Source organism: Pedobacter sp. HDW13, from assembly GCF_011303555.1.
Lineage (GTDB): Bacteria > Bacteroidota > Bacteroidia > Sphingobacteriales > Sphingobacteriaceae > Pedobacter.
In genome coordinates this window covers 573,319-586,188 of record NZ_CP049868.1, presented here as the reverse complement: position 1 = coordinate 586,188, position 12,870 = coordinate 573,319, and the positions used below count along the sequence as shown (strand labels likewise).

The following is a 12,870-nucleotide window of genomic DNA, read 5'->3' as shown; positions in this document are numbered from 1 at the left end:
TTGTTTGCTCATAGTGTTCATATTTAATGGTGATGTACTTTTACTGTAACCAGGAGGAAAATTCCTGCAGAAGAATATACTTGGTTATACGAGGGTAGCGCTTTTATTTGGCTAATCTGTCCTGTCCCGTCCTGCAAGCGGCAACAGCTTGGTGGCTAAAGTGGAGAGGGCAAGGGAACTGAGTGGATAAGGATTGAAAAAAATAAGGGCATACTATCCAGTACTGCCCTTACTATCATTAACTAAAATTAAAATCACGCTGGTAGCTCCTAACTTCTACCACCGGTTTGCTATTTAAAAGCGTTTAAGCCGCTTTCGAGAAATTTTTTATAATTGGCTATTTCGTAATCTGCTCCCTGTGGATGTGCCAGTAGGGCCTCAGTTTTAGGATCGAGCAGTACATAAAATGGCTGCGAATTAGACTGGAATTTTCTGGCCTGCAAATCGCTCCATTTTTTGCCGATGGTATTTAGTTTTTTTCCTTCAGGGGTTGTCACTACATCAGCAGGGGCCAGCTCCGATTTATCGTCTACATATAACTGGATCAGGATGTAATCTTCACTGATCATTTTTAAAATATCGCGGTCAGGCCAAACATTGGCTTCCATTTTTCTGCAGTTTACGCAGGCATGTCCGGTAAAATCGATTAATACAGGCTTGTTTTGTTTTTTAGCTTGTGCCAAACCTTCCTCATAATCGAAGTAGGCATTCAGTTTTAACGGGGCATGAAATTTATCGGCATATTTATGCGGGCCATCGTTTGTGGTTGACTTTCCGGTAAGTAAACCTGAGGTGTATAAATCGAAATCCTGGGTTTCCTGTGGCGGCAAAAAGGCCGAAACACTACGCAATGGCGCACCCCACATACCCGGGATTAAATAAACAGTAAAGGCCAGTACAATGGTAGCCAGGAAAAGCCGTGGTACCGAGATGGAATTTAAAGGGCTATCGTGCGAAAATTTAAGTTTGCCCAAAAGGTAAATGCCCATCATACCGAAAATAACGATCCACAAGGCCAGGAATATTTCGCGGTCAAACCATTCCCAATGGTAGGCTAAATCTACATTACTTAAAAACTTTAGGGCAAAGGCCAGTTCAAGGAAGCCCAAAACTACTTTTACACTGTTTAACCAGCCGCCTGATTTGGGTAGCTTTTGCATAGCAGATGGAAATAAGGCAAATAATGCAAAAGGAATAGCCAGCGCAAGTGAAAAGCCAAACATGCCAATTGCAGGACCTAATAATGCACCCGTTGTTGCAGCCTGTACCAATAAAGTACCAATAATTGGACCGGTACACGAGAAAGATACCAGAGCCAGGGTGCCAGCCATAAAAAACAGTCCGGCTATGCCACCTTTATCCGAATTGGCATCCATTTTATTTACCCAGCTCGATGGTAATGTAATTTCGAAAGCACCTAAAAACGAAGCTGCGAAAACAACCAGGAGCAAAAAGAAAAAGAAATTAAAGATGCCATTTGTAGAAAGGTTATTTAATGCATCAGCACCAAAAATTACGGTAACCAAAAGGCCCAGTACTACGTAAATCAGAATAATGAAGAAGCCATAGAGTGCTGCCCGTCCAAAAGCTTTTCCCTTTTCCGATCCCTTGGTAAAAAAGCTTACTGTTAATGGAAGCATAGGGAAGATGCAAGGCATAAGCAAAGCCGCTAAACCGCCAACAAAACCTGCAATAAAAATACCCCAAAGGGTTTTCTGTGCCTCGGGCTGTGGGGCAAGCTTTTTTGAATCTGTTGTAGTGCTATCGGCTACTTTGTTAATCGTTTCAGCTGCTTTAACAGTTGTATCGGTTGTTTCCGGTTTAATTTCGGTAAAAGTCAGGTCGTCGGTACTGGTGCTGTCCTGTGCATATCCGGTTAAGGATACAGCACAGAAAAACAGCAATCCGAGACAGATTTTTTTAAAGGATATCATCTGCTATTATTTATTTTACAGGGATACTGAAATCTACTTGCTCTGGTGGCAGGCATTGTTTATCGTCGCATACCATAAACTCTACGCTACCTTTTACTACAGCATTTTTGCCTTTCAGCTTAATTTTTTGTTGAAAAACTACCGAGTTTTCAAAATAGCTTACGTCCATTTTAAAAGTTGCTTCATACTTGGTAACAGCCTTTGGTTCGATGGTTTTGCCTACTAAAGTGAAATCTTTTGCAACAGGAAAGGTAAAAGTGGTTTTAACCGGACCACCATCTTTAACAAATTGCGAGTACAAGTGCCAGCCACTTTCGACTGTTGCTTTGATAAATACGGTAGCTGTAGTTGGGCTTGTTTTTTTAGCTGCGTAGCTCCAGGTTACCGGTTTTAAAATCTGGCTGTAACTGCTTAAGCTGATTAAGCAAACGAAACAGCATAATAGGGTGATTTTTTTCATTTGGTTGTTTATTGGTTTAATATTGATTTAGGGTTGTTGATTTGAATGCGGAATGATTAGACAGGGCTTACTGACCGTTTAATCTGCTAAAAGCCTGATAATCGAGAAATTCTACGTCTGGGGTGATGTAACCTGCTTTAACCGGTTCTTCGCGCATTAAATCGGTGCTTAAATATTTTTTATTGCTATCCGAAAAAATGGTTACCACACAGCTATCTGCGCCCATTTCCTGCTGTTTTTTAATGGCTCCGATTACATTTGCACCCGATGAGATACCTACGGCAAGACCAAGTTTTTGGGCAAGTTTTTGGGCCATCAATATGGCATCGCCATCGTTTACCTGTACGATTTCATCTAGCTGGTTGAGCTTAACAATTTCAGGTATAAATTCATCAGAAATCCCCTGAATCCTATGACTGCCCACTTTATATCCTGTAGTTAAGGTTGGCGATTCTGCAGGCTCAAGCGGGTGGATTTTTACAGTGTTTTTTTGCTTTTTTAGGAAATTTCCAACGCCCATAATGGTGCCACCTGTACCTACGCCGGCTACAAAGGCATCGGGACACAGGCTTTTCAGCTGCAGTTGTTCCCAGATTTCTTTACCTGTGGTATATTCGTGTGCTTCCGGGTTGGCTATATTTTCGAATTGTTTAGGCAAAAATACATTGGGGTTGTTTGCCGCCATGTATTCGGCCAGTTTAATGCTGCCAATAAAGCCGCCTTCTTCTTTGCTAACCAAAACAATCTCTGCACCCAGGCTTTTGATAATGTCCATGCGCTCTTTGCTTAGCCAGTTGGGCATAATAATCGTAACCGGATGGCCTAAGGCTTTACCAATTGCGGCAAATGCGATTCCGGTATTGCCACTGGTTGCTTCAACAATTTTATCGCCGGGTTTAATTTTACCTTCAGCATAGGCTTTCTTTAATGTATAAAGCGCCATCCTGTCTTTAATGCTACCCGTTAGGTTGTAATGTTCGCACTTTACATAAATTTTACCTGTTTTGCCATTAAGGCTATAGGTTAGCTCTAACATGGGCGTATTGCCAACCAAAAGCGATAAATGTTCAAATTTCGCATTCAAAGCTGAAGTCATTTCGTTTGTTATTAGCGTTGTTGTAGGCATATTTTAAACCTTTTATAATTGTTTAAGCAATCGATTATAATTTCGGTAAAATTCAGTATTGTGTTCTTTTTTGTCAATACATGTTGTTTTTTACGTAAATTTTCTGCTTTTTTGGTGTGTTTTTAATTTTTATTTCGGTTTTGAATGCTTTTTCAAAGCTGCATTGTGTTTTTTTTCGATTCAGAATAGTTTATGATACACGGAGATTTAGATCAGGTTGATGTAGAAATATTGAAATTACTGCAGCGCGACGCCTCTTTAACGAATAAAGAGGTATCGCTTATGCTGCATAAATCTATTGCAACCATTCACGAAAGGATAAGAAGGTTAAAGGAGCAAGGCTACATTAAAAGGGTAGTGGCCATTCTCGACCGGAAGAAAATTAACAGGAACCTGATTGCCTTTTCGCATGTTTTGCTCAAAGAGCATACCGCCAAAACCCTGGTCGAATTTGAAACGGAAGTATCGAAATTTGGCGAAGTAATGGAATGTTTACAAATGACTGGTGCGCATGATTTTATCCTCCGCATCGCCACAAAAGATATGGATGCCTATCATGAGTTTTTAAGGCACAAACTGGCAACCCTACCCAATATTACCACTGTGCAGAGCTATTTCGTATTGTCAGAGCCTAAAAGCGAAACTGCATATCCGTTATAGTTCATTGGTAAATAGTTGATGGTTTATATCAATAGTAAATAGCACAACTGAGAACTGAAAACTGCCAACTGAGAACTGATTTGTTAATTGGTTATTGTTTTTTGATTATTTACTAATGCAGAAACTTTGTATTTTGGGGCTATGAAAAACTTATATCTGCCATTTCTAATTGTTGCTTTGCTTTTTAGCGGCTGTTCTCCTAAAATTGGTGCAGGTTCTGCAGCAAAAAGTACAAACCGTTTAAGGGTAATGAGTTATAATATTCATCACTGTAACCCACCTACAAAAGAAAAAGAGGGAACCATTGATGTAAATGCCATTGCCAAAGCCATTTCACTTCAGCATCCTGATTTGGTTGCCTTGCAGGAAGTAGATGTAAATACCAAACGCTCGGGTAATATTAACCAGGCTGTTTTGCTTGCCCAAAAACTGAAAATGAATTTCTATTTTGCGAAGGCCATCGACCATGATGGGGGAGATTACGGGGTTGCTATCCTTTCCAGGTTTCCACTTTCAGCACAGAAAACTTATAAACTGCCTAAAAACAATAGTGCCCGGGCTGAGCAGCGTGTGTTTGCCATTGCTACGGTAGAAATAGCAAATGGGAAATTTATCCGCTTTGCTTCTACCCATTTAGATGCCGAACGCGCTGAAGAAAATAGGATAATGCAGGTGAAAGAAATTGTGAAGCTAACTGCGGCCGAAACCCTGCCATTGCTCATTGCCGGCGATTTGAATGCGGAACCCGGTTCGGAAACCATTAAATTATTCGATGCGGCATTTACCCGTAGCTGCGGCAATTGTGGTTTTACCATTCCGGTAATTAACCCTAAAACAACTATCGATCACATTGCCTTTAAAAAAGGAAATCCATTTAATGTAATTTACCATGAAGTGGTAAAAGAAAGATACGCATCCGATCACTTACCCATTCTGTCGGTAATTGATTTAAAGGATTAAATTAGGCAGGTACCGATAACTTTTCGTCATCAGATTAAGTTACCGGTACCTCTTTAACAGGCTTTTTTGCCAAATCCCTGCGAGAATACCTTTTCTGCAAAAAGCATGTTAATTATGCTTAATTTTGACTCGCTTACTAAAATTAAACCTTTGCATCCCATTTTCCTCACCGTTATCGGTGCAATTTTTATTCTTTCGGTAGTTATCGTAAAATTACTGCTGTATGGGCGTGATAAGTTTTACCTCAATTTTTTGCTCTCACTGGCCATTGCAGGCATAGCCTGGTACGGGCTTATTTATCTCTTAACCAATTCAGGGCTGATTAAAGACTATCCTTACCTGTTTAATAAAGGATTGCCTTTTTATTATACTATTGCGCCTTGTTTGTTCCTTTATTTCAGGGGTTCATTGAATAAGGAGTATGCGGTTTTTAGACCATCGCACCTGCTCCATTTTCTCATTGCCATTCCAGCAGTAATTTCGATTATTCCGTATAATATGTTGAGTTATGCTGCACAGCACGAAGTGGTGAGCAGGGTTGTGGCCGATGTGGAGTTTGCATTTTCGGATAGCGAATATATTGTAGAGCCCTGGCACTGGTATGTTTTTCCTATTTCGGCCCTTATTTATACCATTTTACAGATACGGCTGGCTTATCGCGCTTCAAAGCAGCAGAAACAAAACAAGCAAACAATTAAGTGGATCTATTTTTTTAGTGCGGTGTGCTTCGTAATTTTTGCCGGTATGCTGGTTATAAATGTCTCCATTTTACAAAACAGGAGTAATATCTGGTCTATTTTGCACGAAGGTTCTGTTGTTATATTCTTATGTTTTTGTCTGCTGGTATTGAGTTTTATGTTTTTTTTAAATCCCGAACTGATTTACGGTTTTACTAAAAAAGCAGTTGCAGACAGCCAAAATATTCAAACAGATGCCTTGCCTTTGGCAGAGGAGAAAGCAAAACCAAAAATGGTAGATACCAACCTCGCTGAGCAAGTAGCACATGCCATTAAGGAAAAAGAACTTTTCAGGCGACCCGGACTTAACCTGAGCGAACTGGCTTCGGCTTTGGAAATTCAGAACCATAAACTCTCCGAACTTTTCAATAACCATTACAAACTTAATTTCAGTACCTACATCAATAATCTGCGCATTGAATATATTAAAACCAGGTTGGATCAGGGCGATTGGAAACAACTCACCCTCGAAGCCATTGCCCTGGATGCAGGTTTCTCTTCGCGCAATACTTTTTTTAATGCCTTTAAAAAAGTGATGCACACTACGCCATCAGTCTACCTTTCTGCTTTAAAGGACGACAAAAAACCACAAAATGTAACGGTTTAAGAAATCGATACATCTTCATGAGGGCCAATTACCATTAAAAAATAAGGTTTTGGCCAAATTTGCCTTGCATACCTAAAACAAAAATAAGGCTGCGCAAAATTGAAGATGCTATGAAAAAAAGAGAAAGTAGATCAGTAATGATTTTTACCCTTGCGGCAAGGAAATTTAACGAACTGGTGAATTTTATTGATCACGATGCCAAATCACTAACGGTACTAACGGCTGTAGAAACAATTTCGAGTGGTGCCATTTTTCAGCAGGAAGCTGGTGCCGAAATCTATCACGAAGGACAATAATTTCAGTTTGCAGTTAGCAGTTTTCAGTTGGGCTATGAACCATCAACCATAGACTAATGAACCAGTGTACCAAATAATCTAAATCACTATGCCCTTACTTTTAACTCCTAATCTTGATATTCTGGATGCGATAAAACAGCTGGACAAGTTGTTGAGAACGCTGAACATCGTGCCGGTGCTGGAATATCAAAAAATCCGTTACAAGCTCGATCAAGACAACGAGCTGTTTATGACGATTTCGCTTACAGCAAACCACATTAGTTACGAGAAATTGTACCTGCCAGAAAATAATGAAAAATTTAATGCGGTCTTCAATCGTATCGAAGCATTTATTTTTTTGTTAAGGCGGAAGGAAATTTTACAGGCAAGTTAGTTTTGAGTAGCTGGCCTGTTTAAGGTTTTTTTATGCTTTTGAAGAATTTGATAACAACTTTATTGGCTTCTACAGGATAAACGTGACCTCCCGGATGGATATACAAAACCACAGGTGTTTGTGTGTCTGAAGGATATAAAGTTGCATACTGATCGTAAGGCTGACCTTTATCACTACAGCTATTTACCTGCAATATTTTATTGTACATGGCCCTTTGCCAGGTGGGTTTTACCAGGTAATCCTGTTCGCCCATAATATGCATGGCGGGCTTGGGTTTTAGCAGATTTGCAACCTTTGCGGCTACTGCGGACGAAGGGGCGAAAGCTGCAAATATATCTCCACGTGTAGCCCAGAGAAGGTAAGTAAATCCACCACCGTTAGAATGCCCGGTAGCATAAATACGTTTGTTGTCGACCCAGTAATCTTCTCTGAGTGTTTTTAACATCGCATCAAAAAAGTGCAAATCCCGGTCGCCCATATCGCCAGGAGCTTTTTGCCATCCCGGTAAACGGCCATTGGGATCGGTTAACTGGCCGGGTGTGTTAAGTCCCTGCGGGCAAACAACAATGGCCTCTGGCCAAAGCTTTTCAAAGCTGCGGCTCCTGAACATATTGCCCATTGTGCCGCCATGACCATGAAAAACAAAAATTACCGGGCTATCTTTGGTTTTTGCATTTACGGGCAGGTAAACCATGGCTTCCCTAACGGTATCGCCAACCGTCCATTTCATAATTTTAACAAGTGGCTCTTGCGCTTTTGAAAAGACTGCCCAGAACATTAATAAACCAGGTAGAAAGCATTTACCCAGAAACCAGATTGCGGATTTGTTTCTCATTATTTTTTGACCGCCGCGGGGGATTTTGGTTTAATGTAAAAAGTATTAATCCGTATTTATTTCCAAATGATTTATTTTACAGGGATTCTTTCGGTAATGGCTTTGCCTGTGGTTAGTTCAGTTCCCTCAATCGAAGCATATTTTACGTTTGGTAGCCAAAAAGACCCTCCTTCAATTCTGATGAAAAGACGGTTAATTTTAATTTTTTTATCATTTAAAGTTACCGATACATAATATTTTTGGTCGGTGGCCGATCGCAACAAATAAAAAGGCAATTTTTTGTGCGATACAAAACGAAGTTCGAAGCGATCTTTGCTTAACTCTTTAGCCAATATACCGTAGGCAAATTTACGTTGTATGTAGCCAAGATCTCTCTTTTCTCCTTTCTCGGCATAACGTAGCCAATACACAGAAACAGGTTGCGAGCGGTTAATCTCTCCATCTTTTTCGAGGTTTAGGCTATAAATCAGGGTATTGGTATTCGGATCGCGCTGCAAATAAAACAACATGTTATCGATGTTTTTTGGCGTAGGGAAGTTAAGCGGAGAAGGGTTGGCATTTTGCGACCAAATAGAATTGGTGTAAATTATGATGAGTGCAAAGGTTATGCTTAAAATTTTTAATGCGGTTTGGTTTGTATGTCGGTTGGTTACTTTCTGCATCTGCTGGTTTTATTAAAGTAGTGGTTTCTGTTTTGGCCTGCTTAGGTGCTATCTGTTAGCTTAGCCAGTAGATAGATAAAGTTAATTATGATTTACAGCAGCAACACATGGTTTTAAAATATTAGTATATAAAATAGGTAGTTTTAGTAGTTATTTTACAAACGTAACATTTTTTTTATACGATGAATCATTATCGTCTATTTTTTTAGCATTCTGGAGAGGCTGGTTTTACCCATTTGAGGTAGCTGATCGATCTAAACGTCAGCTAATTTGACTATAACTGGTTATGCAAACCCTTGTTAAGTGCTACTTTCAGGTTAAAATCTTCTATAGTAATTTTACCCTTTCTTAGCTGACTGATGTATTTTAAAACAGTTAAACGGTCTATTTCAGCGCGGTAGCTTTCACGTTCTTCGGGTGTTTGAGGGCTGTTCTGTAGTTTCATGCGGATCGAATAACGCAGGATTTCTTCCTCCAGTTTATCCAGCGGACAATTGGTGAATTCATCAAAGCTTAATTTAGAAAAACTGATGCGAACCATGGGGTAATAATAAGCGGCTAGTATTACCCCAGGTTAAGTTGCATGTTAAATGATTGTTATACCTGCTTATCTAGAAATTCAGGTTCATCTATACTCAATTCGAACAAGGTTACGGCTGCATTGTGGTAATGTGCGGGTAACTGATCGGTATTTTTTAAATTAAAAAGCCCCAGATAATTAAAACCCGATTTTTGGTAGTGTTTAATTAATCCCTGGTTTTCGCCTACCGTATCCAGTCGTACAAATCTTTTTCCGTTTTCTTTTGCATATGCTTTTGCCCAGGTTACAATTGTGGTAACAAGATTTTGTCCCCTGAAATCAGGATTGGTGGCAATGCGATGAATATAAACGGCAGGATCGTCGTTTTTACCTTCCCATATTTGAGGATCGGCAAAAGTGGTAGCCCAAACACAGGCCACCTGGCCATCTATAATCAGTTTCCATTGCCTTAGTTCGACAATTTCTTTTTCAATCAGGGCTCGTTCAAATTGAGGCCATTGCACAATAAACTTCGATTTTTGAAAATCGGTGGCCACTTTATAAAGCCCGAAAATCTGGTCAATATCGTTTGCTGTACTGTTTAATATCTGCATTTTATTTCGCTTTATCGTTTAAGGTTTTTTGTATATATCCGGCCAAATCGTGTTCTACTGTATTGTTGCTTTTTTCGAGATGTGCAATAATACTTTCGCGCTCAGCCTGCGATTTGTTCTGGCTTAATTTTTTCTGCCCCTGCAGGTCGGTTACCTCCAGTTCAAAAGCCACAATTCCTTTTATCATTCTGCTTTTAAAGGTATCGGTAAGACTATTCCATTGTGCTAAATAACCTTTCTCGTAAAAATTGATCATCTGCTCCAATGCCTTTAGTTTTAAGGCCTCATCTGTAATCAGGCTTGCCTTTCCATAAGCATGTACAGCGATATAATCCCAGGTGGGCACACTTTCGTGCTTAGTGTAGTGCGTAGGGGAGATATAAGCGTGTGGCTCGGTAAATATAATTAAGGAGGTGTGCTGCTCAATGTATTTGGCCTGCTCGTTGGCAATGCTAAAATGTGCACTTAATATCAGTTTACCCGAATGCTGATCAATTACAAAGGGCAATTGAGTAGCTAAGGGAATTTGCTGATCATTGTTGGTAATGATGGTAGCAAAGCTATAACGCTGCATAAACGCAATTTTTTCTGCTTCGCTTTCAAATTGATAACCATTGGGTACAAACATGTTTTTTCTTTTATTGAAGGATGAATGTTATTTAGCAAACTTTTTGGAGCCGGCCACGCAGAGAATTACACCCACTGTAACCGCCAGCATCCCTAAACTTACATTTTCGTGCAGCAGGGTAGCTGCAAGACCTAAGCCGAAAAAGGGCTGAAGCAACTGCAACTGACCAACCGAGGCAATACCTCCCTGCGCCAAACCACGGTACCAGAATATAAAGCCAATAAACATACTGAATAAGGCAATATAAGCCAAACTAAGCCAGGCACCTGTACTTACGGTTGAAAATGAACTTGGTTGGTAAATGAGCATCAGTGGTAGCATGATGGGAAGCGAAATAACCAGAGCCCACGATATTACTTGCCAGCCGCCCAGGGTTTTCGAAAGTCGGGCACCTTCGGCATAGCCAAGCCCACAAAGTACAATGCCTGCCAGCATCAGCATATCGCCAAGGGGAGAGGCAGTAAGGCCCTGATAAATGGCATAGCCAATAACGAGCAAACTCCCCATAACAGAAAACAACCAAAATACCGGGCGAGGGCGTTCACCACCACGTAACACTGCGAATGAAGCCGTTACAATGGGTAGCAAGCCTAAAAATACCAGCGAATGTGCCGATGTAATGTGCTGCAAAGCGAGGGCACTTAACAATGGAAAACCAATAACTGCACCTAAGGCAACAATGGCAATGGGGAAATACAAAGCCTTTGCCGGGCGTTTTTCTTTAAAGAGAATAAGTACCGTAAGCGCGAGTAACCCCGCAATTGAGGCACGTGCAACGGTTACAAATACCGGATTGAGATCTATTACTGCCATTCGGGTTGCTGGCATAGAACCACTAAAAATAAGCACACCAATAAAGCCGTTAATCCAACCCTTCGAAACGTTTTCTTTAGATAGTGTTATACTGTTGTCTTTCATTTCCTAAAAATTGATACACAAAAGTGCAAAGCCGGTATTAATAAATACAGTATCAGTTTTGTATATTTGCATGGGTACAGTTGTTTTTATTATGGAAAAGCTTTTTAGGTACAATGAAATTGCGAATGGTATTGCTACACAGATCAGAAGTGGGATTTTAAAGGCCGGCGATCGGCTGCCATCCGTGCGGATGTTATGCCAGGAGTACAGTATAGGCATGAATACAGCCAAAAGGGTATTTTTAGAGCTCGAAGCACAATCGTTAATTGAGGTGAAGCCGCAATCGGGCTTTTTTGTTAATAAGCTCGATTACCTGAGGTTACCACTCCCAGAGGTAAGTAGTCCATCGCTAAAAGCCAACCTCAACGAACCGAACGAATTGATTACCAAAGTCTATTCAAATATTGGCCGTGCTGACCTTACCCTCTTTTCTATCGGGGTGCCTTCGGGTAACCTGTTGCCTCTGGCTAAACTAAAAAAGGAAGTTTTGTACGCTACGCGCGCCTTAAAAGAAGGTGGCACCGAATACGAACCATTGCAGGGTAATGTTAAACTCAGGAGGATGATTGCGGTACGCTCGTTGGCCTGGGGCGGTAATTTGAACGAAGATGATATCATTACCACTAACGGAGGCATGAATGCCTTATCTTTTTGCCTTATGGCCTTAGGCAAAGCCGGCGATACGGTTGCCGTAGAAAGCCCTTGTTATCCGGGCATATTTCAACTGGTAATTAGTTTGGGGTTTAAAGTACTCGAACTGCCAACGCATCCGGTTACCGGTATTGAGGTAGAGGCATTAAAGAAAGTATTGCCTAAAATTAACATCTGCCTGCTGGTACCCAATTTTAATACGCCAATGGGGAGTTGCATGCCCGACGAGCATAAAAGGGAAGTGGTTAAACTGTTGGCTGAAAGAAATATTCCGCTAATTGAAGACGATATATATGGCGATATTTATTTCGGCACACAGCGGCCAAAATGCTGCAAGGCATTTGATACCGAAGGCAATGTGCTGATGTGTAGTGCTTTTTCTAAAACCCTGGCGCCAGGCTATCGAGTAGGCTGGATGGCTCCCGGTAAATACAAGGATAAATTGCTCAGGTTAAAATTGGTGCATTCGCTGTCGTCGCCATCAATTATTCAGGAAGCTGTGGGTAATTTCCTTAAAACAGGTCGTTACGATGTGCATTTGCATCAACTCCGGCGTACCTTACAGCAGAATTATCAAAATTATGTTCAGGCCATTGCCGATTATTTTCCCGAAGGAACAAAAACCAGCAGGCCACAAGGCGGACTGGCGCTTTGGGTTGAATTTGATAAAAAGGTAGATACCGTGAAACTCTACGATCTGGCTATTAAAAAGCAGATTAGTATTGCCCCCGGCCGCATGTTTACCTTGCAGGATCAATTTGAAAACTGTATCAGGCTTTGCATAGGTTTACCCTGGTCTAATGAGCTGAAGTTTAAACTGAAACAATTGGGTAATCTGGCCAAAATGATTTCGTGATCTTTAACCATATTCTAGGAAAGAATTATGTTG

Annotated in this window: 15 protein-coding genes; 6 read left to right on the top strand and 9 right to left on the bottom strand. The window is 40.7% G+C overall.

Features of this window, described 5'->3' with window-relative positions:
- Window positions 1-290: 290 nt before the first annotated feature.
- The 3 genes from G7074_RS02515 to G7074_RS02505 form a co-directional block, all read right to left on the bottom strand.
- Window positions 291-1,934 carry a protein-disulfide reductase DsbD gene (locus G7074_RS02515; RefSeq protein ID WP_166206622.1) on the bottom strand — a complete coding sequence of 548 codons (1,644 nt, stop codon included), beginning with the start codon at window positions 1,932-1,934 and terminating at the stop codon, window positions 291-293.
- Window positions 1,935-1,944: 10 nt separating this feature from the next.
- Window positions 1,945-2,394: a protein-disulfide reductase DsbD domain-containing protein gene (locus tag G7074_RS02510; RefSeq protein WP_166206618.1), complete on the bottom strand. Its 450-nt coding sequence runs from the start codon at window positions 2,392-2,394 to the stop codon at window positions 1,945-1,947.
- 67 nt (window positions 2,395-2,461) lie between these two features.
- Complete coding sequence (locus tag G7074_RS02505; RefSeq protein WP_166206615.1) at window positions 2,462-3,520, bottom strand: PLP-dependent cysteine synthase family protein; 1,059 nt, start codon at window positions 3,518-3,520, stop codon at window positions 2,462-2,464.
- Between the two features lie 192 nt (window positions 3,521-3,712).
- On the opposite strand from G7074_RS02505, the gene G7074_RS02500 reads away from it, so the two are divergent.
- The 5 genes from G7074_RS02500 (at window position 3,713) to G7074_RS02480 (ending at window position 7,153) form a co-directional block, all read left to right on the top strand.
- Window positions 3,713-4,180, top strand: coding sequence for an Lrp/AsnC family transcriptional regulator (locus G7074_RS02500; protein ID WP_124560101.1), 468 nt, complete (start codon window positions 3,713-3,715; stop codon window positions 4,178-4,180).
- Between the two features lie 141 nt (window positions 4,181-4,321).
- Complete coding sequence (locus tag G7074_RS02495) at window positions 4,322-5,140, top strand: endonuclease/exonuclease/phosphatase family protein (protein ID WP_166206612.1); 819 nt, start codon at window positions 4,322-4,324, stop codon at window positions 5,138-5,140.
- A gap of 114 nt (window positions 5,141-5,254) precedes the next feature.
- A complete protein-coding gene (locus G7074_RS02490) occupies window positions 5,255-6,484 on the top strand; it encodes an AraC family transcriptional regulator (protein ID WP_158674041.1) in 1,230 nt (409 codons plus the stop codon).
- 110 nt (window positions 6,485-6,594) lie between these two features.
- Window positions 6,595-6,780: a hypothetical protein gene (locus tag G7074_RS02485; RefSeq protein ID WP_124560099.1), complete on the top strand. Its 186-nt coding sequence runs from the start codon at window positions 6,595-6,597 to the stop codon at window positions 6,778-6,780.
- 88 nt (window positions 6,781-6,868) lie between these two features.
- Window positions 6,869-7,153, top strand: a complete 285-nt coding sequence (locus tag G7074_RS02480; RefSeq protein WP_124560098.1) for a hypothetical protein — start codon at window positions 6,869-6,871, stop codon at window positions 7,151-7,153.
- 19 nt (window positions 7,154-7,172) lie between these two features.
- Here the strand turns inward: G7074_RS02480 and G7074_RS02475 are convergent, their stop codons facing one another.
- The 6 genes from G7074_RS02475 to G7074_RS02450 form a co-directional block, all read right to left on the bottom strand.
- Complete coding sequence (locus G7074_RS02475; protein WP_166206609.1) at window positions 7,173-7,988, bottom strand: PHB depolymerase family esterase; 816 nt, start codon at window positions 7,986-7,988, stop codon at window positions 7,173-7,175.
- A 71-nt stretch (window positions 7,989-8,059) separates the two neighbouring features.
- Entirely contained in the window at window positions 8,060-8,650 is a 591-nt protein-coding gene (locus tag G7074_RS02470) for a DUF4833 domain-containing protein (protein ID WP_124560096.1), read from the bottom strand.
- 274 nt (window positions 8,651-8,924) lie between these two features.
- On the bottom strand, window positions 8,925-9,191 hold the full coding sequence (locus tag G7074_RS02465; protein WP_124560095.1) for a hypothetical protein: 267 nt from the start codon (window positions 9,189-9,191) through the stop codon (window positions 8,925-8,927).
- Between the two features lie 56 nt (window positions 9,192-9,247).
- Entirely contained in the window at window positions 9,248-9,784 is a 537-nt protein-coding gene (locus tag G7074_RS02460) for a GNAT family N-acetyltransferase (RefSeq protein WP_124560094.1), read from the bottom strand.
- 1 nt (window position 9,785) lies between these two features.
- Window positions 9,786-10,412: an FMN-binding negative transcriptional regulator gene (locus tag G7074_RS02455; protein ID WP_124560093.1), complete on the bottom strand. Its 627-nt coding sequence runs from the start codon at window positions 10,410-10,412 to the stop codon at window positions 9,786-9,788.
- 27 nt (window positions 10,413-10,439) lie between these two features.
- Window positions 10,440-11,330 carry a DMT family transporter gene (locus tag G7074_RS02450; RefSeq protein WP_124560092.1) on the bottom strand — a complete coding sequence of 297 codons (891 nt, stop codon included), beginning with the start codon at window positions 11,328-11,330 and terminating at the stop codon, window positions 10,440-10,442.
- Between the two features lie 91 nt (window positions 11,331-11,421).
- Between G7074_RS02450 and G7074_RS02445 the strand changes: the two genes are divergently transcribed.
- Entirely contained in the window at window positions 11,422-12,837 is a 1,416-nt protein-coding gene (locus G7074_RS02445; RefSeq protein ID WP_166206606.1) for a PLP-dependent aminotransferase family protein, read from the top strand.
- Window positions 12,838-12,870 lie beyond the last annotated feature (33 nt).

Bases quoted from the DNA above. Each gene is read 5' to 3' on its own strand.
- G7074_RS02470 (WP_124560096.1), bottom strand. From the start codon at position 8,650: ATGCAGAAAGTAACCAACCGACATACAAACCAAACCGCATTAAAAATT.
- G7074_RS02450 (WP_124560092.1), bottom strand. From the start codon at position 11,330: ATGAAAGACAACAGTATAACACTATCTAAAGAAAACGTTTCGAAGGGT.
- G7074_RS02480 (WP_124560098.1), top strand. From the start codon at position 6,869: ATGCCCTTACTTTTAACTCCTAATCTTGATATTCTGGATGCGATAAAA.
- G7074_RS02485 (WP_124560099.1), top strand. From the start codon at position 6,595: ATGAAAAAAAGAGAAAGTAGATCAGTAATGATTTTTACCCTTGCGGCA.
- G7074_RS02495 (WP_166206612.1), top strand. From the start codon at position 4,322: ATGAAAAACTTATATCTGCCATTTCTAATTGTTGCTTTGCTTTTTAGC.
- G7074_RS02455 (WP_124560093.1), bottom strand. From the start codon at position 10,412: ATGTTTGTACCCAATGGTTATCAATTTGAAAGCGAAGCAGAAAAAATT.
- G7074_RS02490 (WP_158674041.1), top strand. From the start codon at position 5,255: ATGCTTAATTTTGACTCGCTTACTAAAATTAAACCTTTGCATCCCATT.
- G7074_RS02510 (WP_166206618.1), bottom strand. From the start codon at position 2,394: ATGAAAAAAATCACCCTATTATGCTGTTTCGTTTGCTTAATCAGCTTA.
- G7074_RS02500 (WP_124560101.1), top strand. From the start codon at position 3,713: ATGATACACGGAGATTTAGATCAGGTTGATGTAGAAATATTGAAATTA.
- G7074_RS02515 (WP_166206622.1), bottom strand. From the start codon at position 1,934: ATGATATCCTTTAAAAAAATCTGTCTCGGATTGCTGTTTTTCTGTGCT.
- G7074_RS02505 (WP_166206615.1), bottom strand. From the start codon at position 3,520: ATGCCTACAACAACGCTAATAACAAACGAAATGACTTCAGCTTTGAAT.
- G7074_RS02475 (WP_166206609.1), bottom strand. From the start codon at position 7,988: ATGAGAAACAAATCCGCAATCTGGTTTCTGGGTAAATGCTTTCTACCT.
- G7074_RS02445 (WP_166206606.1), top strand. From the start codon at position 11,422: ATGGAAAAGCTTTTTAGGTACAATGAAATTGCGAATGGTATTGCTACA.
- G7074_RS02465 (WP_124560095.1), bottom strand. From the start codon at position 9,191: ATGGTTCGCATCAGTTTTTCTAAATTAAGCTTTGATGAATTCACCAAT.
- G7074_RS02460 (WP_124560094.1), bottom strand. From the start codon at position 9,784: ATGCAGATATTAAACAGTACAGCAAACGATATTGACCAGATTTTCGGG.